The sequence below is a fragment of the Microbacterium sp. NPDC089186 genome (genome assembly GCF_040685115.1).
In the GTDB taxonomy this organism is placed as follows: domain Bacteria; phylum Actinomycetota; class Actinomycetes; order Actinomycetales; family Microbacteriaceae; genus Microbacterium; species Microbacterium galbum.
The window spans coordinates 375,881-402,487 of sequence record NZ_JBFBHJ010000004.1; the positions used below are offsets into that span (position 1 = coordinate 375,881).

At 71.2% G+C, this 26,607-nt stretch carries 31 protein-coding genes; 9 read left to right on the forward strand and 22 right to left on the reverse strand.

All coding sequences use genetic code 11. From position 1 onward, the window contains the following. Position 1: 1 nt before the first annotated feature. Positions 2–712: a tyrosine-protein phosphatase gene (locus AB0N82_RS15650; protein ID WP_363392845.1), complete on the reverse strand. Its 711-nt coding sequence runs from the start codon at positions 710–712 to the stop codon at positions 2–4. Then, positions 709–1,260 carry a carboxymuconolactone decarboxylase family protein gene (locus tag AB0N82_RS15655; RefSeq protein ID WP_315993226.1) on the reverse strand — a complete coding sequence of 184 codons (552 nt, stop codon included), beginning with the start codon at positions 1,258–1,260 and terminating at the stop codon, positions 709–711. Before AB0N82_RS15655 ends, AB0N82_RS15650 begins: the two co-directional genes overlap by 4 nt. Before the next feature lie 177 nt (positions 1,261–1,437). On the opposite strand from AB0N82_RS15655, the gene AB0N82_RS15660 reads away from it, so the two are divergent. From AB0N82_RS15660 to AB0N82_RS15695, 8 genes are all read left to right on the forward strand, one after another. Beyond that, positions 1,438–2,391, forward strand: coding sequence for an alpha/beta hydrolase (locus AB0N82_RS15660; RefSeq protein WP_363392848.1), 954 nt, complete (start codon positions 1,438–1,440; stop codon positions 2,389–2,391). A gap of 158 nt (positions 2,392–2,549) precedes the next feature. Beyond that, complete coding sequence (locus tag AB0N82_RS15665) at positions 2,550–4,061, forward strand: ABC transporter substrate-binding protein (RefSeq protein ID WP_363392851.1); 1,512 nt, start codon at positions 2,550–2,552, stop codon at positions 4,059–4,061. Then, on the forward strand, positions 4,058–5,008 hold the full coding sequence (locus tag AB0N82_RS15670) for an ABC transporter permease (RefSeq protein ID WP_363392854.1): 951 nt from the start codon (positions 4,058–4,060) through the stop codon (positions 5,006–5,008). Before AB0N82_RS15665 ends, AB0N82_RS15670 begins: the two co-directional genes overlap by 4 nt. Continuing rightward, positions 5,005–5,874: an ABC transporter permease gene (locus tag AB0N82_RS15675; protein ID WP_363392857.1), complete on the forward strand. Its 870-nt coding sequence runs from the start codon at positions 5,005–5,007 to the stop codon at positions 5,872–5,874. The genes AB0N82_RS15670 and AB0N82_RS15675 overlap by 4 nt, the downstream gene beginning before the upstream one ends. Beyond that, the gene (locus AB0N82_RS15680) at positions 5,871–6,737 is read left to right on the forward strand and encodes an ABC transporter ATP-binding protein (protein ID WP_363392860.1); all 867 of its coding nucleotides are present in this window, start codon (positions 5,871–5,873) and stop codon (positions 6,735–6,737) included. Before AB0N82_RS15675 ends, AB0N82_RS15680 begins: the two co-directional genes overlap by 4 nt. Continuing rightward, positions 6,734–7,525, forward strand: coding sequence for an ATP-binding cassette domain-containing protein (locus tag AB0N82_RS15685; protein WP_315993232.1), 792 nt, complete (start codon positions 6,734–6,736; stop codon positions 7,523–7,525). The genes AB0N82_RS15680 and AB0N82_RS15685 overlap by 4 nt, the downstream gene beginning before the upstream one ends. A gap of 91 nt (positions 7,526–7,616) precedes the next feature. Next, complete coding sequence (locus AB0N82_RS15690; protein ID WP_363392863.1) at positions 7,617–8,675, forward strand: M4 family metallopeptidase; 1,059 nt, start codon at positions 7,617–7,619, stop codon at positions 8,673–8,675. Continuing rightward, positions 8,662–8,994, forward strand: coding sequence for a protealysin inhibitor emfourin (locus tag AB0N82_RS15695; protein WP_363392866.1), 333 nt, complete (start codon positions 8,662–8,664; stop codon positions 8,992–8,994). The genes AB0N82_RS15690 and AB0N82_RS15695 overlap by 14 nt, the downstream gene beginning before the upstream one ends. Positions 8,995–9,297: 303 nt before the next feature. Here the strand turns inward: AB0N82_RS15695 and AB0N82_RS15700 are convergent, their stop codons facing one another. From AB0N82_RS15700 to AB0N82_RS15715, 4 genes are all read right to left on the reverse strand, one after another. Then, entirely contained in the window at positions 9,298–9,909 is a 612-nt protein-coding gene (locus AB0N82_RS15700; protein ID WP_315993235.1) for an N-acetyltransferase family protein, read from the reverse strand. Between the two features lie 68 nt (positions 9,910–9,977). After that, positions 9,978–10,664, reverse strand: a complete 687-nt coding sequence (locus tag AB0N82_RS15705; RefSeq protein WP_315993236.1) for a uracil-DNA glycosylase — start codon at positions 10,662–10,664, stop codon at positions 9,978–9,980. Beyond that, positions 10,661–11,146, reverse strand: coding sequence for a phosphoribosyltransferase (locus AB0N82_RS15710; protein ID WP_315993237.1), 486 nt, complete (start codon positions 11,144–11,146; stop codon positions 10,661–10,663). Before AB0N82_RS15710 ends, AB0N82_RS15705 begins: the two co-directional genes overlap by 4 nt. A gap of 85 nt (positions 11,147–11,231) precedes the next feature. Then, positions 11,232–11,777 carry a hypothetical protein gene (locus tag AB0N82_RS15715; RefSeq protein ID WP_315993238.1) on the reverse strand — a complete coding sequence of 182 codons (546 nt, stop codon included), beginning with the start codon at positions 11,775–11,777 and terminating at the stop codon, positions 11,232–11,234. 347 nt (positions 11,778–12,124) lie between these two features. On the opposite strand from AB0N82_RS15715, the gene AB0N82_RS15720 reads away from it, so the two are divergent. Then, entirely contained in the window at positions 12,125–13,210 is a 1,086-nt protein-coding gene (locus tag AB0N82_RS15720) for an AAA family ATPase (protein WP_315993239.1), read from the forward strand. A gap of 67 nt (positions 13,211–13,277) precedes the next feature. Here the strand turns inward: AB0N82_RS15720 and AB0N82_RS15725 are convergent, their stop codons facing one another. The 16 genes from AB0N82_RS15725 to AB0N82_RS15800 form a co-directional block, all read right to left on the reverse strand. Further along, a complete protein-coding gene (locus AB0N82_RS15725; RefSeq protein WP_363392871.1) occupies positions 13,278–13,616 on the reverse strand; it encodes an HU family DNA-binding protein in 339 nt (112 codons plus the stop codon). A 429-nt stretch (positions 13,617–14,045) separates the two neighbouring features. Further along, positions 14,046–14,462: a flagellar assembly protein FliW gene (locus tag AB0N82_RS15730; protein ID WP_363392874.1), complete on the reverse strand. Its 417-nt coding sequence runs from the start codon at positions 14,460–14,462 to the stop codon at positions 14,046–14,048. Then, complete coding sequence (locus AB0N82_RS15735) at positions 14,459–15,346, reverse strand: flagellar hook-associated protein 3 (RefSeq protein ID WP_363392877.1); 888 nt, start codon at positions 15,344–15,346, stop codon at positions 14,459–14,461. Before AB0N82_RS15735 ends, AB0N82_RS15730 begins: the two co-directional genes overlap by 4 nt. Positions 15,347–15,359: 13 nt before the next feature. Further along, positions 15,360–16,766 (reverse strand): flagellar hook-associated protein FlgK, encoded by a 1,407-nt coding sequence (flgK, locus tag AB0N82_RS15740; RefSeq protein WP_363392879.1) that lies wholly within the window; start codon positions 16,764–16,766, stop codon positions 15,360–15,362. A gap of 4 nt (positions 16,767–16,770) precedes the next feature. Beyond that, positions 16,771–17,253, reverse strand: coding sequence for a flagellar protein FlgN (locus AB0N82_RS15745; protein WP_315993244.1), 483 nt, complete (start codon positions 17,251–17,253; stop codon positions 16,771–16,773). A gap of 131 nt (positions 17,254–17,384) precedes the next feature. Further along, positions 17,385–17,633, reverse strand: a complete 249-nt coding sequence (csrA, locus tag AB0N82_RS15750) for a carbon storage regulator CsrA (protein ID WP_315993245.1) — start codon at positions 17,631–17,633, stop codon at positions 17,385–17,387. Between the two features lie 92 nt (positions 17,634–17,725). After that, positions 17,726–19,786 carry a flagellar biosynthesis protein FlhA gene (locus AB0N82_RS15755; RefSeq protein ID WP_363392883.1) on the reverse strand — a complete coding sequence of 687 codons (2,061 nt, stop codon included), beginning with the start codon at positions 19,784–19,786 and terminating at the stop codon, positions 17,726–17,728. A gap of 88 nt (positions 19,787–19,874) precedes the next feature. Beyond that, the gene (locus AB0N82_RS15760) at positions 19,875–20,978 is read right to left on the reverse strand and encodes an EscU/YscU/HrcU family type III secretion system export apparatus switch protein (protein WP_363392886.1); all 1,104 of its coding nucleotides are present in this window, start codon (positions 20,976–20,978) and stop codon (positions 19,875–19,877) included. Then, positions 20,975–21,736: a flagellar biosynthetic protein FliR gene (locus AB0N82_RS15765; protein ID WP_363392889.1), complete on the reverse strand. Its 762-nt coding sequence runs from the start codon at positions 21,734–21,736 to the stop codon at positions 20,975–20,977. The genes AB0N82_RS15760 and AB0N82_RS15765 overlap by 4 nt, the downstream gene beginning before the upstream one ends. Next, positions 21,733–22,011, reverse strand: a complete 279-nt coding sequence (gene fliQ, locus AB0N82_RS15770) for a flagellar biosynthesis protein FliQ (RefSeq protein ID WP_076674472.1) — start codon at positions 22,009–22,011, stop codon at positions 21,733–21,735. The genes AB0N82_RS15765 and fliQ overlap by 4 nt, the downstream gene beginning before the upstream one ends. Continuing rightward, complete coding sequence (gene fliP / locus AB0N82_RS15775) at positions 22,008–22,841, reverse strand: flagellar type III secretion system pore protein FliP (RefSeq protein ID WP_363392893.1); 834 nt, start codon at positions 22,839–22,841, stop codon at positions 22,008–22,010. Before fliP ends, fliQ begins: the two co-directional genes overlap by 4 nt. Positions 22,842–22,956: 115 nt before the next feature. After that, positions 22,957–23,418, reverse strand: coding sequence for a flagellar biosynthetic protein FliO (locus AB0N82_RS15780; protein WP_363392896.1), 462 nt, complete (start codon positions 23,416–23,418; stop codon positions 22,957–22,959). Further along, positions 23,415–24,071, reverse strand: a complete 657-nt coding sequence (locus AB0N82_RS15785) for a FliM/FliN family flagellar motor switch protein (protein ID WP_363392899.1) — start codon at positions 24,069–24,071, stop codon at positions 23,415–23,417. The genes AB0N82_RS15780 and AB0N82_RS15785 overlap by 4 nt, the downstream gene beginning before the upstream one ends. Continuing rightward, positions 24,068–24,964 carry a flagellar motor switch protein FliM gene (locus tag AB0N82_RS15790; RefSeq protein WP_315993252.1) on the reverse strand — a complete coding sequence of 299 codons (897 nt, stop codon included), beginning with the start codon at positions 24,962–24,964 and terminating at the stop codon, positions 24,068–24,070. Before AB0N82_RS15790 ends, AB0N82_RS15785 begins: the two co-directional genes overlap by 4 nt. A gap of 29 nt (positions 24,965–24,993) precedes the next feature. Continuing rightward, complete coding sequence (locus AB0N82_RS15795) at positions 24,994–25,806, reverse strand: flagellar motor protein MotB (RefSeq protein ID WP_315993253.1); 813 nt, start codon at positions 25,804–25,806, stop codon at positions 24,994–24,996. After that, entirely contained in the window at positions 25,803–26,606 is an 804-nt protein-coding gene (locus tag AB0N82_RS15800; RefSeq protein ID WP_315993254.1) for a MotA/TolQ/ExbB proton channel family protein, read from the reverse strand. Before AB0N82_RS15800 ends, AB0N82_RS15795 begins: the two co-directional genes overlap by 4 nt. Position 26,607 lies beyond the last annotated feature (1 nt).

Below are 26,607 nucleotides of genomic sequence, written 5' to 3' on the forward strand. Positions count from 1 at the left end.
ATCACTCCACGAGCACCTCGCGCAGACGGTCGATCTCGGCATCCGTCATGCCGTGCGCACGCAGATACCCGGCGGCGGAACCGTAGGTGCCGTCGAGATGCGCCAGCAGCGCGCGCATGGCCCGCGCCGGTGCCCGGGTCGCGAGATCCTCGGCGTGCACGTTCTCGGGGTGCAGCGCTCGGATCGCCGAGAGCACCCGCGCGTTGCGACCGGCGGGCAGCAGGCCTTCGGTGCGCGCGTAGTCCGCCACGACGGCCTCGGCGTCGACGCCCGCCGCGGCGAGCGCGATCCCGACCGTCACGCCCGTGCGGTCTTTGCCGATCGTGCAGTGCACGAGCACGGGCTGATCGACCAGGATGCCGCGGATGGCCGCGACGACGCGGTCGGCGGAGGCGTCGGCGATCTCGGTGTAGAGCTGCTCGAGACTGAGGTCGCGCGCGAAGAACGAAGCGACGGATCCCAGGAAGAGGGGCTCGTGCTGCACCTCCACGGGCAGATCGTCGAGCCAGCTGGGGTCGACGGCGAGCTCGCTCTCGTCGCGGAGATCGACGACGCGACGCAGGCCGATCGCGCGCAGGGTGTCGATGCCGTCGTCGTCGACCGCGACCAGGTTGCCCGAGCGGAACAGGACGCCCTCCCTGGTGCGGCCCGCGCCCGCCGGGAGCCCGCCGACGTCGCGGAAGTTGACCGCCCCCGAGACCAGCGAGCTCACGCGGTGCCGTCCACGTGCACGTGCGGAGCGCGCGGCGCGGTCGTCGCGGGAGGAGCGGCATCGTCCGCGACGACAGCGCCCGCGGGCGTGCGGGGCGGCACCGGATAACGGCCCGCGATCGCGACGCGGTTGAAGGCGTTGATGGCCACGAGCACCCAGCTGAGGGCGACGTACTCGGCCTCGCTCAGGATGCCGCCCGCCTGGTCGTACACCTCGTCGGGGATGCCGTCCTCGTGGATGAACGTGAAGGACTCCGTCAGCTCCAGCGCCGCCCGCTCGCGGTCGTCGAACACGCCCGACTCGCGCCACGTCGCGATCTGGGCGATGACGTCGGCGTCGAGCCCCGCCTTCACGGCGCCGTCGACGTGGACGCGCACGCAATACGCGCAGCCGTTCAGCTGGGAGGCGTGGATCTGGACGATCTCGCGCAGCCGCGCATCGATGCCCGCGTCGGCGGCGAGCCGGCCCACCGTCGTCGAGAACGCGCGCAGCGCCGCGTACGCCTCCGGAGCCGACTTCGACAGGTGCACACGCCGTTCCTCGCCCATGGCGACAGCCTAGGACGACCGTGGTCGACCGGCGCGGGAACGGTCGGCGACACCTCGGCATCCGCCCGAGCCGCGGGAACCGGGGACGGGCCACCGCGCGCAGGATACGGCGCACCGCGTGACGCCGCGCGGCACCCCGGTGGCGGCATCCGGGCGACGGGTGACAGGCTGAACCCCATGCCCGAGCTCGACGAGTTCTCGTTCCTCCCCGCCCAGGCCGCCGGTCTCGGCGCCGCCGTCCCCGCCGTCTCCCGCGTCGACCTCGTCCTCGCCGACGGGCGTCGATTGAGCGCGCTGCGGTGGGGCGCCGCTCCCCCGGCGGTGACGCTGCTGCACGGCGCCGGACTGAACGCGCACACGTGGGACACGACCCTGCTGCACCTCGGGGTGCCCGCCCTCGCGCTCGATCTGCCGGGGCACGGCGATTCCTCCTGGCGCGACGACGCCGCCTACGTCGCGCGCGTCCTCGCCCCCGACGTGGTGCGCGCTCTCGACACCTGGACCGATCGGCCGCAGGTGCTGGTCGGCCACTCGCTCGGCGGTCTCACGGCGGCGGCCGTCGCGGCATCCCGTCCCGACCTGGTCTCACGACTCGTCGTCGTCGACATCACCCCCGGCGTCGATCCGAGCGCGGGACCCGCGCAGATCCGCGCGTTCTTCGCCGGCCCGACCGACTGGGCGTCGCGCGAGGAGCTGGTGGAGCGCGCCCTGTCGTTCGGACTCGGCGGCTCGCCCGAGGCCGCCGCGCGCGGGGTCTTCCTCAACTCCCGTGTGCGCGAGGACGGACGCGTGGAGTGGAAGCACCACTTCGCCCACCTCGCCGCGGCCGCCGCGAATGCGGCCGCCCGGACCGACCCCGCCGCGGACGCGGGCACCGAGCCCACGACCCCGGATGCCGTGCGCGCGGTGCTCGCGAGCACCGGGTGGGACGACCTGGCCGAGGTCGGCGCGCCGGTGACCCTCGTCCGCGGCGAGCGCGGTTTCGTCACCGAGACGGATGCCGAGGAGCTCCGGCGTCGCGTGCCCGGTGCGGGCGTCCGCGTGCTCGCCACCGGCCACAACGCGCAGGAGGAGGATCCCGCCGCCCTCGCCGCGCTCATCCGCGAGGTCGTCGCCGACGCCTCCGCGTGAGGCGGTCGGCGGAGAACCTCGCGTGCGCGCACCGTCATACACCGTCGCTCATCGTCACACGGGGCGATGAGGGAATGCCGGTGAAAGTAGGCTGTTTCCACCCCTGCACGGCATCCACAGCACTCGGATGCCCTCGGCCTGCGAAAGGACACCCCGCAATGCTGCGCCGCACCGCCCTCGCCTCGAGCGCGCTCCTGATCGGAGCGCTTCTGCTCACCTCGTGCACCGGCACCACCACCTCGCCCGGACCGGTCGGCGACCCCGACCCCAACGCGACCCTCACCGTGCGCCTGTCGCTGGAGCCGTCGAACCTCGACATCCGTCGCACCAGCGGCGCGTCGCTGGAGCAGGCGCTGATCGACAACGTCTACCAGGGTCTCGTGACCCGTGACGGCGACCAGGACAACGCGATCGTCCCCGCCCTCGCCACGGCCTGGGAGGTCTCCCCCGACGGCCTCACCTACACCTTCACCCTCCGCGAGGGCGTGACCTTCCACGACGGGAGCGCGCTGACCGCCGACGACGTCGTGACCTCGCTGCAGACGGCCAAGGACGACGCGACCGTCCAGAACAGCGCCGACCTCGCCGGAGTCGCCTCCATCGCCTCGCCGGACGCGACGACCGTCGTCGTCACGCTGGCGCAGCCGAACATCGACTTCCTCTTCGCGCTCACCGGCCGTGCCGGGTTGATCTTCAAGAACGGCGACACCACGAACTTCCAGACCGCGGCCAACGGCACCGGGCCGTTCCGCGTCGAGAGCTGGAGCACCGGGCAGAGCCTGACCCTCACCCGTTTCGACGACTACTGGGGGGAGAAGGCCGGCGTCGCCGAGGTCGTGCTCGACTACATCCCCGATCAGAGCGCCGCCACGAACGCCGCCGTCAGCGGTGACGTCGACGTCGCGCTCGAGATCGACCCGGAGCTGCAGAGCCAGATCGAGGGCACCGGGAACTTCTCGATCGAGTCGGGCCTGACCACCGACAAGGGCACCCTCGCCTTCAACAACGCCAAGGCCCCGCTCACCGATCAGCGCGTCCGCGAGGCCCTGCGCCTCGCGATCGACCACGACGCCCTCGCCGAGACGCTCGTGACGGCGCAGCCTCTGAACGGACCGATCCCCCCGCTCGACCCGGGGTACGAAGACCTCACCGGCAGCATCTCGTACAACCCCGACCGCGCGCGCGAGCTGCTCGCCGAGGCCGGTGCCGAGAACCTGAACCTGACGCTGACCATCCCCAACGTCTACCCCGGCACCCTCGCGACCTTCCTGGTGTCGTCGTTCGCCGACGTGGGCGTGACGCTGAAGGTCGACCAGGTGGACTTCTCGACCTGGCTGACCGACGTCTACAAGAACCACGACTACGACCTGAGCTTCGTGCGTCACGTCGAGGCGCGCGACTTCGGCAACTGGGCCAACCCCTCGTACTACTTCGGCTACGACAACCCCGAGGTGCAGAGCCTCTACGCCCAGGCGCTCGCGACCACCGACGAGCAGCAGTCCTCCGACCTGCTCGCCGAGGCCGCCCGCATCGTGGACGACGAGGATGCCGCCGACTGGCTGTTCCTGTCGACCCCGCGCACCGCGGTCGCGAACGACGTCGCCGGCTTCCCGAAGAACTCGCTCAATGTGCGTCTGCCGTTGGCGGGCGTGACGGTCGCGGCGGAGTGATCCGCTACACGCTGACACGGCTGGGCCTGCTCGTGCTGGGCCTGGCCGTGGCCAGCGTGCTGATCTTCCTCTCGCTCCGCGTGCTCCCCGGCGACGTCGCGCAGCTGGTCGGGGGCACCCAGGCGAGCCCGGACCAGATCGCGGCGCTGCGCGAGAGCCTGGGTCTGAACGTGCCGCTGTGGCAGCAGTACACGGCGTGGATCGGCGGCCTGTTCCGCGGCGATCTGGGCACCTCGCTGCTCACGGGGACGCCGGTGGCCACCGAGCTGCTCGACAAGGCGCAGGTCACCGTCCCCCTCGCCGCGATGTCGCTCACGGTGGCGCTCGTCGTCGGCATCCCGTTCGGTGTCGTCTCGGCGCTCGGCCGTCGCCGGGCCGGGGGGACCGCGCTGAGCGTCGGTGCTCAGGCCCTCGCCGCGGTCCCGGTGGTGTGGGCCGGGATGATGCTGGTCGTCGTCTTCGCGGTGTGGCTCGGATGGCTGCCGCCGCAGGGCTTCCCGCGCGCCGGGTGGAACGATCCGGGGGCGGCGGTGCGCGCCCTGATCCTGCCCGCCCTGACCATCGGCGTCGTCGAGGGGGCGATGCTGCTGCGCTTCGTGCGGAGCGCGACCCTGCAGGCGCTGGGCGAGGACTACGTCCGCACGGCCGCGGCCAAGGGGCTCACCCGCACGCGCGCGCTGCTGAGCCACGGTCTGCCCAACGTCGGCCTCTCGGTCATCACGGTGCTCGGTCTGCAGATCGCGGGCATCATCGTGGGAGCCGTCGTCATCGAGCAGCTGTTCACGCTGCCCGGGGTGGGCCGCATGCTCGTCTCCGACGTCGCCGGGCGCGATCTGCCCAAGGTGCAGGGCGAGCTGCTCGCCCTGACGGCGGTCGTCCTGATCGTGGGCGCCGTCGTCGACCTCGTGCACCGCCTGATCGACCCCCGCCAACGGGAGGCCGCATGAGCACCCTGAAACGCCTCCTCGCGCTGGGGACCGGCCGGTTCGGCATCCTCGTGGCGGGCCTGGTCGTCGTGGTCGCCCTGATCTCGCTCGTGTGGACCCCGTTCGACCCGGGGGCGGTCGATGCGCGCAACCGGTGGGCCGACCCTTCGTGGCCGCACGTGCTCGGCACCGACAACAGCGGACGCGACATCGCCAGCCTCCTCATGGCCGGAGCCCGCACGACGGTCGTCGTCGCGGCCGGCGCGGGGATCGTGGCGTCCCTGCTCGGCATCGCCCTGGCGGCGCTCGGTGCGCTCACCGCCCGGTGGATCCGCGAGAGCGTCGCGGTTCTGGTCGACATCCTCGTGGCCTTCCCCGTGCTGATCATCGCGATGATGATCTCCGCGGTCTGGGGCGGGTCCCTCGCGGTGGTCATCTGGTCGGTGGGCATCGGGTTCGGCGTCAACGTCGCCCGCGTCACGCGCCCCGAGCTGCGGAGAGTGCTGCACAGCGACTTCGTGCTCGCCGGGCGGGCGAGCGGGCTGTCGACGTGGCAGAACCTCACCCGTCACCTGCTGCCGAACGTGGCCCCGGTGTTCATCGTGCAGTTGTCGTGGGCGATGGCGGTGGCCGTGCTCGCGGAGGCGGGCCTGTCGTACCTCGGCTTCGGCGCCCCCGTGACGCAGCCGTCGTGGGGCGTGCTGCTGAGCGACCTGCAGGCGTACATCGCCGTGCACCCCCTCACGGTCGTGTGGCCGGGAGTGGCGATCACCCTCACCGTGCTCGGACTCAACCTGCTCGGCGACGCTCTGCGCGAGGCCGCCGACCCCACCCTCGCCGAGCGGACCCCGTCGGCGCGGACACCCGTTCCGGGGGTGGTCGCGTGAGCCTCGCGGTGAAAGACCTGCGCGTCGAGATCGGCGGGCATGCCGTCGTGGACGGTGTGTCGTTCGACGTCCCCGACGGCGCCCGCGTGGGTCTCATCGGCGAATCCGGTTCGGGCAAGTCGCTCACCGCCCTCGCGATCCTGGGCCTACTGCCCGAGGGGGCGCGCGCGACGGGCAGCGTGCGCTGGGACGACCGCGAGATCCTGAACCTGCCCGACGCCCGGCTCGCGGCCCTGCGCGGCGACGACATCGGCATCGTGTTCCAGGAGCCGCGCACGGCACTCAACCCGATCCGCACCGTCGGCCGCCAGATCGGCGAGTCCGTCCGCATCCACGAGGGCGTCTCCCGCCGCGAGGCCCTGCGCCGTGCGGTCGTCGAAGCCGAGCGGGTCGCCCTCCCCGACCCGGAGCGGCTCGTCTCGCGCTACCCGCACCAGCTGTCGGGCGGACAGCGCCAGCGCGTCGCGATCGCCATGGCCCTCGCGTGCCGCCCGCGCCTGCTGATCGCCGACGAGCCGACGACCGCGCTTGACGTCACCATCCAGGCCGGGATCCTGTCGCTGCTTCGAACCCTGGTCCAGGATGCCGGCATGTCGCTCGTGTTCATCACGCACGATCTGGCGGTACTGGCCCAGGTCGCCACCCACGCCGTCGTGCTCGAGCGCGGGCGGGTGGCCGAGGAAGGCGCGGTGACCGACCTGCTCCGCGCACCGTCGTCGCCGATCACGCAGGCGCTGCTGCGCGATGCGACGGCGACCCTCTGGCATCCGGAGCGCTCCGTCTCACGCGCTCCGGCGTCGAACGAACCGGATGCCGAGATCCCGGCGGCGGCGGACCGCAGCGACGGCGAGGGGGAACGGTGAGCGACACGGTGATCCGGGCGCGCGGGCTCTCGCGCGACTACCTCGCGCCGCGCACCCGCGGCTTCGGTCGCGCCGAGCGCACCGCGGGACTCGCCGACGTCGATCTGTCGGTCACGGCGGGCTCCGCGGTGGGGATCATCGGCGAGTCGGGCTCGGGCAAGTCGACCCTAGTCCGTCTGCTGCTGGGTCTCGACGTGCCGAGCGCCGGGAGCGTCGAGGTGGAGGGGCGTGTCGTCGACGGCCGCGGCTCCGCGCGCTCGCTGCACTGGCTGCGGCGTGCGACGGGCATCGTCTTCCAAGACCCGTACGCCTCCCTCGACCCCCGCATGAACGTCGGGCGCATCGTGGGCGAGCCGCTGTGGGCGCTCGGCATCGACGGCGACCGTTCGCAGCGCGTTCGCGACGTGCTCGAGCAGGTGGGCCTCGACGCCGACATGTCGGCGCGCTTCCCGCACGAGTTCTCGGGAGGCCAGCGGCAGCGCATCGCCCTCGCGCGGGCGATCGTGCATCGTCCGCGCATCCTCGTGGGCGACGAGCCGCTGTCCGCCCTCGACGTCACCGTGCGCGCGCAGATCCTGCGTCTCATCGCGCGGCTGCGCGCCGAGGAGCAGCTGACGCTCGTGCTCGTCTCGCACGACATCGGCGTGGTGCAGAGCGTCTGCGACCAGGTCGTGGTCATGAAGGACGGGCACATCGTCGAGCAGGGTCCCACCGAGAAGGTGCTGCTGCAGCCGCAGGCGGCCTACACCCGCCAGCTGCTCGCGTCGATCCCGACGCTGCCCGCCTGAGGCTCCTCCCCCGTCCGCGTGAGTGGGAATCCGCTCACAGGTCATGGGCAAGGGATGCCGCGATGTCGGGGGTCGGCGTTAGCCTCGCCCCATGACCCCCGGTATCGTCCCCCCGTTCCTGCTCGACCGCCTCGCGCAGACCGACGACCCCCGCCTCGCGCGGGCGGCGGCCGCCGCGCGCAAGACCCTCGCCCTGCCGCGTCCGTCCCGCCCCACGCGTACGCGCCTGCGCCTGTCCATCGAGGGCGACGCGCTCGTGGCCGAGACCGGCCCCGCCCCCGATCGCGTCATCTCCGACGCCGCCAACACCGAGAACCTGCCGGGGCGTCGCGTGCGCAGCGAAGACGACGCGCCCACCGGTGACAGCGCCGTCGACGAGGCGTACGACGGCCTCGGCGAGACCTACGACTTCTTCTGGGACGCGTTCGCGCGCGACGGCATCGACGCGGCGGGCGGATCCCTGCTGGCCACGGTGCACTACGGCGACGACTACGACAACGCGTTCTGGAACGGCGAGCGCATGGTCTTCGGCGACGGCGACGGCGACGTGTTCGTCGGCTTCACGCGCTCGCTCAGCGTCATCGCCCACGAGCTGGGTCACGGGGTGACGGAGGCCGCCGGAGGACTCGAGTACCAGGGGCAATCGGGGGCCCTGAACGAGTCGCTGTCCGATGTGTTCGGCGCCCTCGCCGAACAGCATCATCGGGGCCAACGCGCCGACGAAGCGTCCTGGCTCATCGGCGCGGGTATCTTCGCCGCCGCGGTGCAGGGCGAAGCCCTGCGATCGATGAAGGCCCCGGGCACCGCATACGACGACGACGTGCTCGGGAAAGACCCGCAGCCGGGCCACATGCGGGATTACGTCGAGACCGAGGACGACAACGGGGGCGTGCACATCAACTCCGGCATCCCCAACCACGCGTTCTACCTCGCCGCAACGGCTCTCGGCGGTTTCGCCTGGGAGCGCGCCGGGCTCATCTGGTATCGCACGCTCACCGGCGGCGCGCTGTCGTCCACGGCCGATTTCCTCGCCTTCGCCTCGGCGACACTGCGCACCGCCGCCACGGAGTACGGTGAGGAGTCCGAGGAGGTCGCCGCCGTCCGAGCCGCATGGGCCGGGGTCGGCGTCGTGAAGGATGCCGCAGCCTGACGCCGACACCGCCGAGCACGAGCGTCTCGTCGTCGTGGTGGTGCGGTCGGGCGGCATCGCCGGACTGTCGAAGCAGTGGCGCGCCGAACCCGCACCGGAACGTGTCCCGCACTGGCGGGACCTCGTGGAGCGTTGTCCGTGGGACGCCGCGGAGGCCCCGTCGACGGGCGCCGACCGGTATCAGTGGCGCATCGACGTCCACCGGGGCGACACCGCCGTGCATCGCGCGCGCCTCGGCGACGGGCAGATCGAGGGACCGTGGCGCGCGCTCGTCGATGAGGTGCGCCAGGCCGCGGCGCCTCCATCGCGAGATTCCTGAACCTCGGCGGCGTGGGCCCGAGCGCAATCGCGCGACACGAGGGCGGACACCGGACACAGACGCGCGAGCGCTCGGCGCGGGCGGACACCGCGAACACGGGCGCACTCGCGCGACGCGAGGGCGGACACCGCGAACACGGGCGCACTCGCGCGACGCGAGGGCGGACACCGCGAACACGGGCGCACTCGCGCGACGCGAGGGCGGGCACCGCGAACCGAGGCGTGCGGGCGCGACGCGATCGTCGCTGCGCTGAGTCCGCCTTCCCGAGGGCACGGCACGCGGCGATCGGGGTATCCCGACCGCTCAGCCGAACAGCTTCCGCCGCTTCTTCTTCGACGGGATGCTCTTCTGCAGGTAGACGACGCCGAGCCAGCGTCCGAACTTGAAGCCCACGCGCCCCATCCGCCCGACCTCGGTGAAGCCGAGCTTCTCGTGCAGGGCGATCGACGCGTCGGCGCCCTTGTCGCTGATGGCCGCGACCATCTCGCGGATGCCGAGGTCCTGGCACGCGGCGATCAGTGCCTCGAGCAGCGCTCGCCCCAGCCCTTTGCCCGCCGCGGCCTGCCCGAGGTAAATCGAGTTCTCGACCGTGTAGCGGTAGGCCGACTTGGACTGCCACGGTTGCACGAGCGCGTAGCCGAGGATCTGGCCGCTGGGCGACTGCGCCACGAGGAAGGGCAGGCCGAGCTTGTGCAGGGTGGCGAACTTGTCGCGCCACTTGGCGATCGTCCAGGCCTTCTCGTCGAAGGTCACGACGGAATTGCGCACGTAGTAGTTGTAGATCTCGCGGATGTCGGGGATGTCGGCCTCGGTGGCCGGGCGGATCTCGAACGAGAACGGCCTCTCCGGCTCGGGCGCGCGGCGCAGGTGCGCGGGCAGACGCCGACGGCTCTTCTCGTACTCCTCTTCCAGCACCCCGCCACTCTACGGGCGCGGCGGTTTCGGGCGTGTGTCCGCCATCCGCCCCGCGGGGCGCGGGGGCGTCAGGCCGGAAGCCGCCAGTCCACGGCATCCGCGCCCTGCTGCTCGAGCAGAGCGTTCACCTGTGAGAACGGGCGCGATCCGAAGAATCCGCGGCTCGCCGACAGCGGTGACGGGTGCGGTGACGACACCGTCGCCGTCGCGCCGAGGAGCGGCGCCAGGTTCATGGCATCCTTCCCCCAGAGCACGGCGACCAGCGGCTGCTCGCGCGCGACGAGCACCCGGATGGCGTGCTCGGTCACGCGCTCCCACCCCCACCCGCGGTGGGATGCCGGCTGCCCGGGCGCCACGGTGAGCACCCTGTTCAACAGCATCACGCCCTGCGCCGACCAGGCGGAGAGGTCGCCGTGCGGCGCGGGGGCGATGCCGAGGTCGTCGTGCAGCTCTCGGTAGATGTTCGCCAGACTCCGCGGGAGCGGCCGCACGTGCGGGTCGACCGCGAACGACAGCCCGATCGGATGGCCGGGCGTCGGGTAGGGGTCCTGCCCCACGATGAGCACCCGCACGGCATCGAGAGGGGTGCGGAAGGCCCGAAGGACGAGCTCACCGGCCGGGAGATAGGGCGCCTTCTCGGCGCGCAGTCGCTCCCCCAGCGCCGCGATGTCGTCGGCGACGGGGGCGAGGGGCTCGACCCACGAGGCGTCGATGAGTCCCGCGTCGGCGAGCTCGGCGAGCGACTTCGCCGTCACGCGGCGTCTTCTTCGTGCACCGATCCCTGGTGCGACCACGGGAAGTCGATCCAGAGCGAGGTGTCTTTCCAGGCGTAATCGGGCTGCACCACGGTCGTCGGCTTGGTGTAGATGACGGCTGAGCGCGCCTCGGCCCCGTGACGATCGAGAAGCTTGATGGCCAGATCGAGGGTGCGGCCGCTGTCGGCGACGTCGTCGACGAGCAGCACACGGCGCCCCGAGAGGTACGACAGATCGAGCGCCGGAGGCAGCACCTCGGGGGCATCCAGCACCGTGCCGACACCGGTGTAGAACTCGACGTTCAGGGCACCGCAGTTCTTCACGCCCAGGCCGTAGGCGATCGCCCCGCCGGGCAGCAGACCTCCGCGCGCGATGGCGACGACCACCTCGGGGTGGAATCCGTCGGCGACGATCGCGCGGGAGATGTCCCTCGTCGCGATCCCGAAATCGTCCCAGCTCAACCGTTCGCGTTCGTCAGCCACCCGCGGGCCCCTCTCATCGTCTCCCCTCACCCTAGGGCGCACGGCCTCCCGCACCCGTCCGGAGACGGAGGTGCGGGGGCGCTGCTCACGGTCGGGAGCCCACGGGCAGCAGCATCGCCGCGGTCCCGGGGATGTCGACGAAGCCGATGCTCGCCCAATGAGCACGGCGGGCGGCGACATCGGCCGGATCGACCACCGGTCCACCCATCGCGGCGGGAAACGCCGCCGTCAGGAGGATCGCTATCGTGTCTCCGTCGAAGACGCGGGCGACGCCGCGGACGAGCGCGTGGCTCACGAGAGAGCCGACCGCGGCGTCGATGTCGACGGAGGAGATCACACACAGGCTGTCGGTGAACAGCGAGGACTCGTCGATCATCGAGATCAGCTCGCGATCGGCGAACGCGGATCCGATCGACGACAGGTCCGGCACGGCCTCGCGCAGTTGTTCGGCCCAGGACGGATCGGCGTAGTGGACGCGGTGGAGCGTCGCGGCCGTCAGGACACGGGCGCCCGCATCCGCCTCTTCGCCGGAGCGGATGACCGCACGCCAGACTTCCGGCTCGGTCCGTCGCTCGTCGATCCGGACGGTGAGATGGAGCGCCATCGCTCCGACGTCGGCGTCATCGTGCATGTGCCCCCCAGGGGTCGTCGCGCGTCATCCGGTCGCCGCCCCTCGTCATTCGATCCATCGTTCTTCGTCTTTCACGGGCACTGCACGCAGGAGTACCGCAGGGCCGTGAGCGGCGCCGGTCGTCGCATTCGGCCCTCTCACACCCCCACCGCGTTTCCTCTCCTTTTCGAGTCGTTTCGCGCCCCCCGCGCTCAGCCGACCCCGCAACGCTCCCGTCTCCCGTTCCTTCACCGCAAATGGTGTTGCGGCACGCCTTCCGGGGCTTACATTAGAAAGTACTCATCTCATTCTTAGGGTATTGACAGCCCTTTCGGAACGCCCCTTCCCCCCTAGAGGAGCACGACCACGTGAGCAGCACCTACATCGAGACCGGCGGTCAGGTCCGCGTCTACGATTCCGCCGTCAAGGCTCACGATCGCCTTCCCCTCGGCACCTATCGCGTGCGCTTCAGCAGTAAAGAGGGCTTCAGCCTCGTGCGCACGGCGGATCTCGCCGTCGGCGCGGAGAAGGTGTACGGACAGCGCGAAGCCAAGGTCGACAAGATCTTCCGCACCTACGCCCGACTCGACCGCAACCTGGGCGTCATGCTGTCGGGGAACAAGGGGCAGGGGAAGTCAATGTTCCTCCGCATGGTGGCGGAACGGGCGATCGCCCAGGAGCTGCCGGTGGTGCTCGTCACCGAGGATGCCGACGGCATCGTCGACTTCCTCGACACCCTCGACGAATGCCTCGTCATCTTCGACGAGTTCGAGAAGGTCTTCGCATCCGGTCGCGGTCACCTCGCGGAGCCGAACCGCCAGAATCAGTTCCTGACGCTCTTCGACGGGATGTCGTCGGTGCGACGCATCTATTGCGTGACGGTCAACGACGTGCAGGACGTCAGCCACTACATCGTCAACCGGCCCGGTCGCTTCCACTACCACATGCGCTTCGACTACCCCGGCCCGGACGAGGTGCGGGAGTACCTCGCCGACCAGGCCCCGCACGCCGCGCCCTCGGAGGTCGAGAACGCCGCACTGTTCTCGCGTCGGGTGAACCTGACGTACGACCACCTGCGGGCGATCGCCTTCGAGATGAATCACCCCGAGGCGAAGTTCTCCGAGATCGTCGAAGACCTCAACATCAAGGCGATCGAACCGAGTACCTATCGCGTCGAGGCGAAGTACCCGGACGGCACGATCCTGGCGGACGAGTCGGTGCTCAACCTGCACGAGCGCAGCGATGTGCAGCGCACCATCGAACTGCGCAGCACCCAGCGCACGCTGTTCTTCTCGTTCGCCCCGCGCGACGTCGTCTTCGAGGACGACGGCAGCATCTCGATCCCCGTCCACACGATCGACGCGATGGACGAGGACGAGGAGATGCCCGACGAGCTTCCGGCGCGGATCACTCTGACCCTCGTGGGCCAGGTCAGCTACTCGTTCGATCGCTGAAAACGACACCGCGCTTCGCGCGATCCCCCACGCGTCGGCGTGGGGTCGAGGATGCGCGCCGCACGGGCTACGAGTCGTCGCGGGAGCGGGGCGGAACCGTCACCCTCTTGTTGACGTCGCGCGTCGCCGAGAACTTCAGCACCGCGTAATCGTCGACGTGCCCGCGGGTGTGGGCGTCATCGCGGATGTTCAGGACGACGTCGTGCCCCTTGTGCGGCTGTGCGTAGAACTTGCCGAACCCGGTCAGCGTGACGCGGTTGCCCGCGTTGACCAGCTCGAGGATCTCCTCGAAGATCGCGTCGTACGCGAGCTGGGTCGTCCGCAGGGACAGACCCGCGCGCTTGGACACCCGCTGGACGAACTCGCGCTTGCTCACCTTGGGCTCTTCGGACCTCGTGACAGGCATATCTTCACCATCCAATGCTCTTGCTCGTGAACGAGCGTATGTGTCGACCCTCCGACCGGCATCGGGGTTGCCGAACGGGGACGACAGGTGGACCGTGCTGCGACGCGTGAGCGGATCCTTCGGGTGAAGACGCCGGCGGTACGCGTCGTCGCCCGCCGAGGTGGCCCGTCTCCGCGGACGCGACGGACGCTCCGGCGGCGCGTGCGCACTGCCGGTCTCGCCGCCGACGCCCCTCGGAACCGAGGTCACGCACCGCGGGCTGACTCCGACCCGCGCCCCTTCGGGAGGGCGCACACCGCATTCGGGTTGCGGTGCTCGTCGGTTTCTGCTCGTTTTCGTGATGATCTTAGCGCCTCGCAGCACCTTCCGCGCGAGATGTTTCGCCGCGGATCCCCGCGGTCGCCCGTGCGGCTCGGGGTACGCCGGCGGTCAGGCCGTCCCCAGCTGCGCGCGCAGAGGGTACGACGTGTCCTCGAAGATCAGCTGCGCCGCCGATCCCGTCCGCGCGTTGATGAGGACGGGCGCACGCAGGTTCACGAACACCCCCTCCTCCGAGGGATTGGCCACGACGAACAGGCGGACGTCATCCTCGTCGGCACCGACTTCTCCGCGCATCCCGGCGGTGATGCGCGGGCGATAGTCCGCGACCACGGTCGCGGGGTCGACGAGGAACAGCCGCACCTCGTCGCCCCTCGAGCGCAGCGAGTACAGCCCCCGGGCGCCCTCGATGCGCGCGAGACGGAAAGAGGTGAGCGGGCCGAGCCCCGGAAGGGATGCCGCGAACTCCACGTCGAGATCGCCGAGCTCGGCGGTGGTCCCGGGGGCGGTCGTCGGGGAGGTGGTCATCGCAGGAACTCCAGGAGGTTGGTCTGCAGGGTCTTCGCGGTCACCTGCAGGGCGGATTGATACACGAGCTCGGCGGATTGCAGGGCGATGTACACCTCGAGGGTGTCGACGTTCTCGACCTCGGCGCGGCGCGCCTCGAGGTCGACGGCGACGCTGGTGTTCGCCGCCGACGCCCTCTCGATCTGGGCCTGGCGGGCCCCGGCGACACCCCGCGCCGTCGCCAACTCCTTCAGGTGCGCGTCGATGGTGGCCAATCGCGGTCCGACCTCCTCGCCCGCGCGCAGATCGGCGGCGATCGCGCGCAGAGCCGCGAAGACGCTGTCGGTACCCTCGCCGAACACCTGCGCGCCGTCGAGGTCGACACGCACCTGCTCGCCGTCGGAGAGGCGCCGCTGGACCCCCGCACCGCTCGTGCCCGAGAACGCGAAGGTCGCCGGGTCGAAGGCCGAGCCGCTGTCGTCCGTCCCCGCGAAGACCGTACGTCCGAGCACCGTCGTGTTCGCCTGCGACAGCAGCTCGGTGCTGAGACTGTCGAGTTCGGCGGCGATCGATTCCCGGGCCGACGCGCTTAACGCGCCCGAGTTGGCGCCCTGGGCGGTGAGGTCGCGCGCGCGGTTGAGCAGGTCGATGCTCGCTCCCAGCGCCGTGTCGGCGGTGGTCACCCAGGCGAGACCGTCGCTGATGTTGCGAGCGTACTGCGACGTGCGCGCCTGCTCGCCGTGCACCCCCAGAATCGCGGCGGCGGCCGCCGGATCGCCGCTGGAGGTGCGGATGGCGCGCTGCGAGGTCGCCTGATCCTGCAGCCGCGCCCGGTCGGCGAGGCCCGCCTGCAGGGTGCGCAGCGCCTGCTGATTGACGGTGCTGCTGGTGATGCGTCCGATCATGGCCACTCCGGGGTCAGCGGCCCACGAGGCCGACGCGGTTGATGAGCAGGTCGAGGGCCTCGTCCACCGCGGTCAGCACGCGGGCCGCCGCCTGATACGCGGTCTGGTACTTCAGGAGGTTGATGGTCTCTTCGTCGCCGTCGACCGAGGCCTGCGACTGCTGCCCGCTGATCGCCGCGATCGCGCTGCGATCCGCCGTGTCAGCGCGCTGCACGTCTCCCCCGACCGCCACGCCGTACCCCGTCACGAAGCTCGACCACGTCGCCGACGGACCGGTGGGAGAGGTTCCGAGCACCGAGAGGCGATCGGCGATCGAGGTGTCCCGCGCACCCGCTCCCGGTGCCGCGAGGGCGAGCTGGTCGAGCCCCGTCGGCACGACCCGCAGTCCGCGTGCGGCCGGACCCGTGGCATCCACCGAGAAGAAATCCCCACCGGCGGCGCCCGTCGCGGTCTGACCGGAGCGATGGATGCCGTTGACCGCGGTCGCGAGCGAGGTCGCGACCGCGTTGTAGGCGTCGGCGACCGCCGCCAGCGTGCCCCCCTCGGATGCCGGTGCGAGGACGCTCAGCGCACCTCCGACCGACCCGCCGGTCACGGCGACGGGGACGTCGGGACGGTCGGTCCAGGAGATCGAGAGGCGCGCGGGATCGGTCATCTCGCGCGGTCCCGCCACGGCCAGGGCGCGGCTGGAATCGCCCGCGACCAGCGCGTTGCCGTCGAGGCGGAGGGTCATCGTGCCGTCGTCCTCGAGCCGTCCGGTGGCCCCCACGACAGTGGACAGCTGCTGCGCCAGCACGTTGCGCTGGTCGATGAGTTCGTTGGCCGAGCGCCCCGACTGCAGCGCCGTGCGGATCTGCCCGTTCAGGGTCGCGACCTGGGCCGCCGTGACGTTGACGTCGGCGATCTGCCGATCGACCTGAGCGCGCAGGTCGTTCCACTGCCCCACCACGCTGTCGTAGCCCGAGGCGATCTGCGCGGCCAGCACCGAGGCGTTGGTCAGCACCACCTGCGCGGCGGCGGGCTCGGGGGTGTTCGCCAGATCGGCCCAGCCCGCCCAGAATCGGTTGAGGTTCGCGGCGAGACCGTCTTTCGTCGGCTCGGCGAGCACGGCCTCCGCCGCGCTCGCAGCGGCGGCGCGCGTCGACCAGAACCCGGATGCCGACAGCGCATCGCGCACGCGTGCGTCCAGCACCTCGTCGCCCAGCCGCGCCACGCCCGTCACCGCGACGCCGCCGCCGACGTTCAGGCCCGATCCCCACGCCGCGACGGTGCCGGCGGGCGCGACCGAGGTCTGCTCGAGGCGCTGGCGGGTGTACCCGGTGGTGGTCTCGTTGGCGATGTTCTGCCCGGTGACGGTCATGCCGGCGCGCGCGGCGGCGAGGCCCGACGCGGCGACCTGGAGTCCGGCGAAGGTCGACATGCGCTCAGACCTGCACGTCGAGGAGACGCGATCCGCCACCGCCGACGAGCGCCCCGCTCGCGGCGTACTCGCCGGTGGGCTCGCCCAGCCCGGCGATCGTCTCCTGCGTCACGCGCAGTGCCGTGCGCAGGTGCTGATTGACGGTGTTCCTCTTCTGGGCGATCTCGTCGGCGAGTCCGGTCATCACCGCGTGGTGGGAGCCCATGACCTCGCGCCACGCCTCGGTCGGCGCGATCTCGACGAGCTCGCGCAGCGTGGTCGCCTCCGGAGCGCCCCACTCCGTCGCGACGTCGACGAACATCGTGTCGCGCAGGATCGCCCCCGAGGCGAGGGCCTTCGCGACGCGCTCGACCTCGGTCGTGGCGTGCTGGACCCAGCGCGTGCGCCCGGTCGTCACGAGCATCTCGAGCTCCTCGAGCTTGAACAGCATGAGCTCGAGCAGCTCACGCTGACGCAGCAGCTGCATGCTCAGGTCGGTGGCGGCCACGGGGTCTCCTCGTTCGGGTCGAGTCGTCGTGACAGGTCCACCCGTCACGACAGCCACTATCGCGACGCGGCGACGCCCCAGTAACCCGCCCCGGCCGGGGCCCGTGCTGCGACGGCCCGCCGGCGCGCGGCCTACTCGGCCGGCGTCGACGCGCGAAGCGCCGTCAGCAGGGCGTTCTGCGCCTCGTCGGAACGGGCCGCCCTCAGGGCGTCGTGGTTCTCGGTACCGACGGCGACCACGATCTCGCTGCGGTGGATGCGGGTGTCGCGGGGAGCGTCGATGCCGATGCGCACGCCCGTCGCCGTCACCCCCAGCACGGTGACCGTCACGTCGTCGCCGATCATGATGCTCTCGTTGGGTCGTCGAGTGAGTACGAGCATGTCGGAGTGACCGCCTTCCCTGGCTTCTGCGCGGAGCGCCGTCCTGCCGACGAATATACCTTTTCCGTTCGATGACGAGCGGATTCAGCACCTCATACGGAGCCGATGGCGACCTGCTCGAGGCGCACGACGCCGACGACGTCGGTCGCGAAACCGCCGATCGCGGCTTCGTCGTACGACAGGATCGGCATCCCCGCGACCTGCCCCGACACGAGGGCGCGCACCCCCTGGCGCAGCGACGGCGCGCACACCAGGATCGGCTCCGCGCCCGCGGGGTCGAGCTCTCCGACGGTGCGGCGGATCCCTTCGAGCAGCTGCATCGTCGCCTCGGCGCTCAGCACGATCTGCGGACGCCCCTCGACCTGCCGGAGCCCCTCCAGCATCTGCTGCTCGAGCACGGGGTCGAACATGACGACGCGCAGGCGCCCCTCGCGGGCGAACCGCGCGGCGATCGCCGGGCCGAGGGCGCTGCGGGCGGCCTCGACGAGGGAGGGGATCTCGGTCGACGACTTCGCGCGGAGGGCGAGGGCCTCGTAGATGCGTCCGAGGTCGTTGATCGACACGCGCTCGGCGAGGAGGCTCGCGAGCACCCGCTGCACCACGGCGAGGGGAAGGAGGGTCGGGGTGAGCTCCTCGACGGCTGCGGGGTTCGTCTGCTTCAGGTGCTCGGTGAGCTGACGCACGTCCTCGAGCGAGAGCAGCCGGTGCGCGTGCGCGTGCACGATGTCGGAGAGGTGGGTGATGATGACGCTGGATCGGTCGATGACCGTCGCCCCGGCCAGGTCGGCCGCGTGCGACATCTCCGTGCGCACCCACTTGCCCTCGAGGCCGAACACCGGGTCGACCACCGCCGTCCCGGGCAGGCCCTCCAGCCCCGTCCCGAGGGCCAGCACGTGCCCGCGGGGCACGATCCCCCGGCCCGCCTCGACGCCGGCGACGAGGATCGCGTAGGTCTCGGACGGCAGCTCGACGTTGTCGCGCGTGCGCACCGGCGGCATGAGGGCGCCGAGCTCGAGGGCGACCTTGCGCCGAAGCGCCTTCACCCGGGTGAGCAGGTCGCCCTGCCCTCCCGCGGCCAGGTCGACGATGTCGGGGGCGAGCGAGATCTCCAGCGCGTGGACGCGCATCGTGTCCATGAGGTCGTCCGGCCGCTCCGCCGCGGCCTCGACGGCGAGCTGCGCCTGCGCGTCGGCCTCGTCGGCCGCGGCCCGATCCGCGTTCGCCTTCACGCGCGACGCCGCGAAGAGCAGGGCCGCACCGATCGCGAGGAAGGCCAGGAAGGGCATCCCGGGGATGAGCCCCATCCCCAGCGCCGCGATCGCCGTGATGATGAGCGCGTTGCGCGACTGGAGCAGCTGGCGCCCCGCGGCCCGGCCGAGCTCGGCCTCGGCGTTCTCGCGCGTGACGATCATGCCCGTCGACACGGCCATCAGCAGAGCCGGGATCTGGGTGACGAGCCCGTCGCCGATCGTCAGCAGGCTGTACGTCTCGAGCGCCTTGTCGATGCTCATGCCGTGCATGGTCATGCCGATGACGATGCCGCCGGCGAAGTTGATGATCAGGATGACGATGCCGGCGATCGCGTCGCCCTTGACGAACTTGCTGGCTCCGTCCATCGCGCCGTAGAAGTCCGACTCGGCGGCGACCTCGGCGCGCCGGCGGCGGGCCTCCTCGTCGGTGATGAGGCCCGCGTTCAGGTCGGCGTCGATGGCCATCTGCTTGCCCGGCATGGCATCCAGGGTGAAGCGGGCGCCGACCTCCGCGACGCGCTCCGCGCCCTTGGTGACGACGACGAACTGGATGACGGCCAGGATGAGGAAGATGACCGCACCGATGACCAACGAACCGCTGATCGTGATCTGACCGAACGCCGCGATGACCTGGCCGGCGTGCGCCTCGCCCAGGATCAGGCGCGTGGACGCCACGTTCAGACCGAGCCGGAACAGGGTCGCCACCAGCAGCAGGCTCGGGAAGACGGAGAAGTCGAGCGGCTTCTTCACGAACATCGCCGTGAGCAGGATCAGCAGCGCGAAGGCGATGTTCGACACGATGAGCACGTCGAGCAGCGCCGCCGGGATCGGCACGATCAGCAGCAGGATGATCCCCACGACGCCGAGGGGGACGGCGCCCTTCGACAGCACTCCACCGATCATTATTCCCGCTCTCTCGTGGTGTTCCCGTGGCCGGGTCGGTTCGTCGCCGGGCGCGCGGTCGCTCGGCGCGCGGCCTCGGGGCGCGCGGTCACAGCTCGCGCCCGACGAGGGCCGCGGGGGGCATGGTGTGCGTTCCCGCCCGCGACCCCCTCTTGTGCAGCTGCTGCACGAAGGCGAGCACCTGCGCGACCGCGGTGTAGAGGTGCTCGGGGATCTCGTGCCCCACGTCCACCGCCGCGTGCAGCGCCCGCGCGAGCGCGACATCGCGCACCATCGGCACCTTCGCGCTCTCGGCGCGCTCGCGGATCTTCTGCGCGATGACCCCGGCGCCCTTCGCGACCACGCGCGGGGCCGACCGGCCCGGCTCGTAGCGCAAGGCCACGGCGATGTGCGTCGGATTCAGAAGGACGACGTCGCTGTCGGCGACGGCCGCGATCATGCGGTTGCGGCTCACCGCCATCTGACGCGCTCGACGCTGCGACTTGATGAGCGGGTCGCCCTCGCTCTTCTTGTGCTCGTCGCGCGCTTCCTGCTTCGTCATGCGCGTGTGCTGGCGGTTGCGCTTCATCACCACGAAGACGTCGATCGCGGCGAGGAGCAGGCCCACGGCCACCGCGACCTGCAACAGGGTCGCCACTCCCCCGCCGGCCAGCTCCAGGAGCCAGCCGACGGTGTGACGGCCGCTGCCCATCAGCACGGGGACGAGGCCGGCGACGACGATCCACAGGGCGGCGCCGATGGCGGCCGTCTTCAGCAGCGCCTTCGCGCCCTCCCACAGGGCTGCTTTGCCCACAGTGCGTTTCAGTCCCGCCACGATGTCGAACTGCTCGACGCGCGTCGGGATGCCGCGCAACCGGATGCCGCCCTGCGCGATGGCCGTGGCGGTCGTGGCCACCAGCACCACGACGAGCAGCGGGGCGAGTACCTCGCCGACCGTGCCGACGGCGTGGCCGATCGCCTCGATCGCCCGCGCGGGATCCGGGTCGCGCGCCACCGCGGCGAGGGCCCCCAGGGGCTGCGACACGGCTCGGGACGCGGCATCCACCGTGGACGGGATCATCACGCCCGCGGCGCCGATGCACACCCACGCCGTGAAGTCCTGGCTCCGGCCGATCTGCCCCTTGCGGATCGCCTTGCGCAGGCGCTCCGGGGTCGCCTTCTCGGTGCGCTCCCCCGTATCGGTCCCGCTCATCGCGTCACCCCGATCAGCACCTGCGCGGCGTCGCCCGCGAGCGAGGAGACGATGGCCGGGAGGGCGGTGAAGACGAATCCGACCAGCAGCAGGGTCAGCGCGATCTTGATGGGGAAGCCGAGGGCGAACGCGTTCAGCGCCGGTGCGACGCGGGAGACGAGCCCGAGGCCCACGTCCGCGAGGAACAGCACGATCAGCAGCGGGCCGGCGATCTGCACGGCGCTGACGAGCATCTGCCCGACCGCGTCGGTGAGCACCTCGGCGGGTCGTCCGAGGTCGATGGTCCCGGCGACGGAGACGGCGTCGAACGAGCGGAACAGACCGCCGAGCACGAGCTGATAGCCGTTGGAGGCGAAGAGCAGAAGGATCGCCGTCATCTGGAACAGGCGCGTGAACTGGGCGCCGTTGACGTTCATCCCGGGGTCGTAAGCCTGGGCGAGCTGGAAGCCGCCGAAGGTGTCGACGAGGAAGCCGGCGCTCTGCACCGCGCTGAACAGCACGAGCACGAGGAAGCCGAGCAGGCTGCCCACGAGCACCTGACCGGCGAGCGCGAGCAGAAACCCGCCGGCGTCGAGGCGCTGATAGCCGGCGACGACGACGGGTGAGACGGCCAGGCCCAGGCCGACGCCGAGCATGGCGCGGATGCGCAGTGGGATCGCCCCGTGGCTGAAGGGCGGAGCGATGACCAGGAACGCCGTGATGCGCACGATGGCCAGGGCCGTGGCCTCGAGCCACACGAAGTCGATCGCGAGGTTCATCCGCCGCCGTTCAGCAACGAGGGGATTCGCGCGAACAATTCGTTCGTGAACGCGATGCTCTCGGCGATCATCCAGTTGCCGCACACCAGCAGCGCGATGCCCACGGCGATGAGCTTCGGCACGAACGACATCGTCATCTCCTGCACCTGCGTGATCGACTGCAGCAGCGAGATCGCGAAGCCGACGACCAGCGCCGTGATGAGCAGCGGCGCACTCAGCTTCGCCGCGAGCATCAGGGCGCTCAGGCCGATGTCCATGACCGCCTCGGGCTTCATCCGGCACCCCGATACGACTGCACCAGCGAGGTGATCACCAGCCCCCACCCGTCGACGAGGAGGAACAGCAGGATCTTGAACGGCAGCGAGATCATGACCGGCGGGAGCATCATCATGCCCATCGACATCAGGGCGCTCGAGACGACGAGGTCGATGATCAGGAACGGGATGAAGACGATGAAGCCGATCACGAACGCCGCCCGCAGCTCGCTCAGCATGAAGGCCGGGATGAGCGTGTACAGCGGGATGCTGTCGGGCGCCGCCGGGTTGTCCATCTGCGCCGCGCGGTGCATCAGGGCGATGTCCTCCTCGCGCGTGAAGTGCAGCATCCACGTGCGCAGCGGCTGCTGGGCCGCGTCGAAGGCCTGACCGAAGTCGATCTGCCCGGAGGTGAAGGGCGTGACGGCCACCTGATTGATGTCGGCGAGCACCGGCCACATGATGAACAGCGTCAAGAAAAGACTGAGGCCCGCGAGCACCTGGTTGGGCGGGATGGACGGAAGCGACAGCGCGTTCCGAGTGAGCGCGAGCACGACGAAGATCTTCGTGAAGCTGGTCATCATCAGCAGCAGTGCCGGGGCGACGCTGAGCACCGTGATGCCGAGCAGCGTGGTGATGCTGTCGGAGGGCGACCCGTTGATCCCGTTGATGCTGATGCCGCCGGACTCCCCGGTCGCGGCGGACGCGCTGTGCGCCGTGAGCAGGTCGAGCGCGCCGACGAGCGCGAGCGCAGCGACGCCCGCGGCCGCCCACCCCGCGACGTGCGTCCGTCGCCGCGGATCCCGGCGATCCACGCGCACCGCGACGGCGCGGGAGGGGGATGCGGGCACGACGGCACTTTCGCGAGGGTGTCGAGGCCGATCCGTAGCCAGGGGTGCGAGCGATCCGTGCTCGCGACCGACTATCGCGACGGTGGCGGCGGGCGTAACCGACCACGCGGCCCGATCAGGCGGCGGTGCTCGTCCCGGCATCCTCCCCGCGGGCCCCGCCGGCGTCGGCGAGCGAGATCACGTTCTCGGACGCGTCGTCCCCGGACGCGTCCACCTCGGACGCGTCGACCGCGGCCGTCGGGGCCTCCTGGGTGTCGACGACGTCGATGCCCTTCTCGCTCACGCCCAGGACGTAGCGGATGCCGCCGAACTCGGCGACGACGAGCTGCGCCTTGGCGCCGAGGGTGGTGCGGGCGACGAGCGTGATCTTCTCCGCCTTGGCGCGCGGAGCGGCGGCGGCACGCGCGCCGGTGAGCTCGCGCAGACGGCCCAGGCGACGCGGCACGAGCGCTGCGAAGGGGCTGCCGCCCGCGGCCTGCCCCTTCTGCAGCCGACGGCCGAGGAACAGCAGCAGCCCGACGACGGCCGCGAGCGAGACGATCGTGCGCAGCGCCAGGAGCAGCTCGTCGCCGCTCATGCGGTCTCCGCCTGGTCGATGATGCGCTCGACGCGCACCGCGTAATCGCCGTCGGCCACCACGACGGTGCCGTGACCGATCAGGCGTCCGTTGAGGGTGATGTCGGCGGGTGAGCCGGCCGCGCGGTCGAGCTCGACCACCCGACCGGGTTCGAGCGAGAGCACGTCGCGCACCGCCATGCGCGTGCGGCCGATCTCGACGACGAGCTCCATCTCGACGCCGGCGATGCGGCTGATGCGCGTGGGGGCGGCCGGGGCCGCCGCCGCGGCGTCGTCGATGCGGATCGCCGCGCGCGCGACGACCGAGCCGTCCTCGCGCACGAGGTCGAAGACCTGGGCGCCGGGAACCGTGAACACCCCCGCCGCGTCGACCTCCTCGCCGTCGCCGAGCGTGCCGGCGCCCAGCACGGCGACCGCCGCTTCGAACACGGGATGCAGACGGTCGGCGAGGGCGCTCCCGGCGGAGCCGTCGTCGAGCGTCGCGACGTCGGCGACCTGGATCGCGACGGTGGCGCCGGGGGCACCGACGAAGGCGACGGCCACGGCGCGACCGGTGGCCCCCGGATCGGTCGAGGGGGCGGGGAGCACCGGGAACGCGAAGGGGAGCTTCGCCGCGATCGCGGCGGCCATGGCGGCGGCGTGGAAGGTGCTCATCGGGTCTTCTCCTCGTGGATGGTGGTGATGGTGCAGGCGAGGCGCGAGCCCTGCGCCCCCGGGACCGCGCGGGCGATCGGGGTGTCGCCGACGACGAGTTCGAACGGTTTCGTCTCGGGGTGGGCGAAGCGCAGCAGGTCGCCGGGCGCCAGGTCGAGGACCTCGCCGGCGCCGATCACCCGGGGCGAGATGCGCAATGACACCTCGAGCGGGGTGTCGTTCAGCTGGTCGCGCATCGCGCCGTCGCGGTGGGCGTTGGCGGCGTGACGGTCGCTCTCGGCGAGCTGGTCCACGACGATCGCGGCCGGGAGCATCACCGTCGCCGTGCTGCGGGCCTCGCCCGCGCTCATCGCGAAGCGCGCCACGATGACGGCCTCCCCCGGCGAGATGACCTGCATGTACTGCGGGTTGTAGTGCAGTCCCGAGAAGGTCACCGCCCCCGGCAGCAGCGGGCCCATGCACGCGCTGAGCAGTTCGAAGGTACCGTCCATCACCTGCAGGATCAGCGCCGTCTCGATCGGCGTGAGCGTGCGCGCCTCGACGCCTCCACCGGGCTTCCCGCCCAGCATCTGCACGACCCAGGCCAGCGCGCTGTCGAGACCGAACTGCACGACGCAGGGCTCCTCGCGCCCCGCGGTGGAGCCGGCCACCATGGCCGTGGTCGTCGGGAGGGTGTCGGCGTACTCCTGGTACGACACCAGCTCGAGCCCCTCCGGGACGAGGTGGGTGCGCAGGCGCACCTTGGCCGTCAGCTGCGAGGCCCACTGGCGCGCGAACGTCTCGAACGCGGCCTCGAGCTGGCGCGTGTGCTCGCGGCCCAGCTGCGCCGGTCGACTGAAGTCGTACGCGGGATAGCGACGAAGGGGGTCGTCGCGAACGGCCGCTGTCGTCATGGCCTGTCCTCCAGGGGATTGTTCACGGGTCAACTCTGCGCGGCGGCCTGCACGAGGCCGGGGATGAGGGAGCGCACCTGCTCGTCGGCGGTGGACAGCACGACGATGTCGACGCGGCGGTTCGCGGCGAGGTCCTCGACGCTGTCGCCGACGACGATCGGACGCTGGTCGGAGAACCCCACCGCCTGGACGCGCGTGCCGGCGATGCTCTTCTGCTCGACGAGGAAGCGCGCCACCTTCGTCGCGCGTCCGCTGCTGAGCTCCCAGTTGCTCTCGAACGGCGGGACGGCGGCGCGGTGATCGGCGTGGCCCTCGATGCTGATCTGGTTGTCGGTGGCCGCGAGCACGTCGCCGATCAGGCTGAGGACGCGATCGGCCTTCTCGCTCAGATCCGCCCGGTTGTCGGCGAAGAACGTCTCGGCCCCCACCAGTCCGATCTTCAGGCCGCGGTCGTCGATGACGAAGTCGACCGTGTCCTGCAGACCCTGGGATGCCAGGGCGTCGGTGATCTGCTGACGCATCTTCTCGAGGCCGTCCAGCTCCTGCGCGGCGCGTGCCGCGACATCGCGCACGCCGTTGTCGTCGAGCAGCTCGGGCGGGATGACCAGCCCCTCGGTGAGATCGCCGCCGCCCTCCACCTGCGACTGGCCGAATGCAGCCGCGAGGCCGTTCTTGAGCTGGTCGTACTTCGTCTCGTCGACGACCGACACGGCGTACAGCACGATGAACAGGCACATCAGCACGGTCACCATGTCGGCGTACGACACGGCCCATCGCTCGTCGGGCTCGTCGTGCGCGGCATCCTCATGCCCCCGTCCGCCCGCGCGCCGGGCGCTCGTCACGCGGCGTCCTCCACCGCGGGGGCGGCGTCGGCGCGCGGTGGCTTCTTCTTCGCCGGGGCGGAGGTCGTCATCGCGAGCAGACGCTCCTCGAGCAACCGAGGCGGACTCCCCGCCTGGATCGCGAGGATGCCCTCGCACACCAGCGTCATCCGCTCCTGCTCGAGGGTGGCCATGCGGTTCAGCCGGCCCGCGATGGGGTTCCAGATGAAGTTGGCCGAGAGCAGACCCCAGAGCGTGGCGACGAAGGCCGCGGCGATCATGTGCCCGAGCTCGTCGGGCTTGCTGAGGTTCTCGAGCACGTGCGTGAGCGAGACGACCGTGCCGACGATGCCGATCGTGGGCGCGTATCCGCCGAGCGAGGCGAAGAATTTCGCCGAGACGCGGTTGCGCGCCGATTCCGAGTCGATCTCGTCGAGCATCAGAGTGCGCAGGTCTTCGGCATCCACCCCGTCGGCGAGGGCCTGCACCGCGCGACGCGTGTAGTCGTCGGGGGCGGAGTCGAGCTCCTCCTCCAGGCGCAGCAGCCCGTCTGTGCGGGCTTTCTCGGCGTAGCCGACGAGGACCGGGATGACGGCGGAAGGGGTGGACCGCGGGCCGCGCACCATACGACCGAGGGAGCCGAAGGCGGCGATCGCGTCACGCAGGGTGTGGCTGGCGATGCCGACGCCGATGGTCGACCCGAGCACAAGGATCATGGGGGCGGGGAGGAACAGCGCGCTCAGCGACGCGCCCTCCATCGTGATCATGGCGTACAGCGCGCCGAAGGCGGCGACCACGCCGATGATGAATGCGATGTCCACG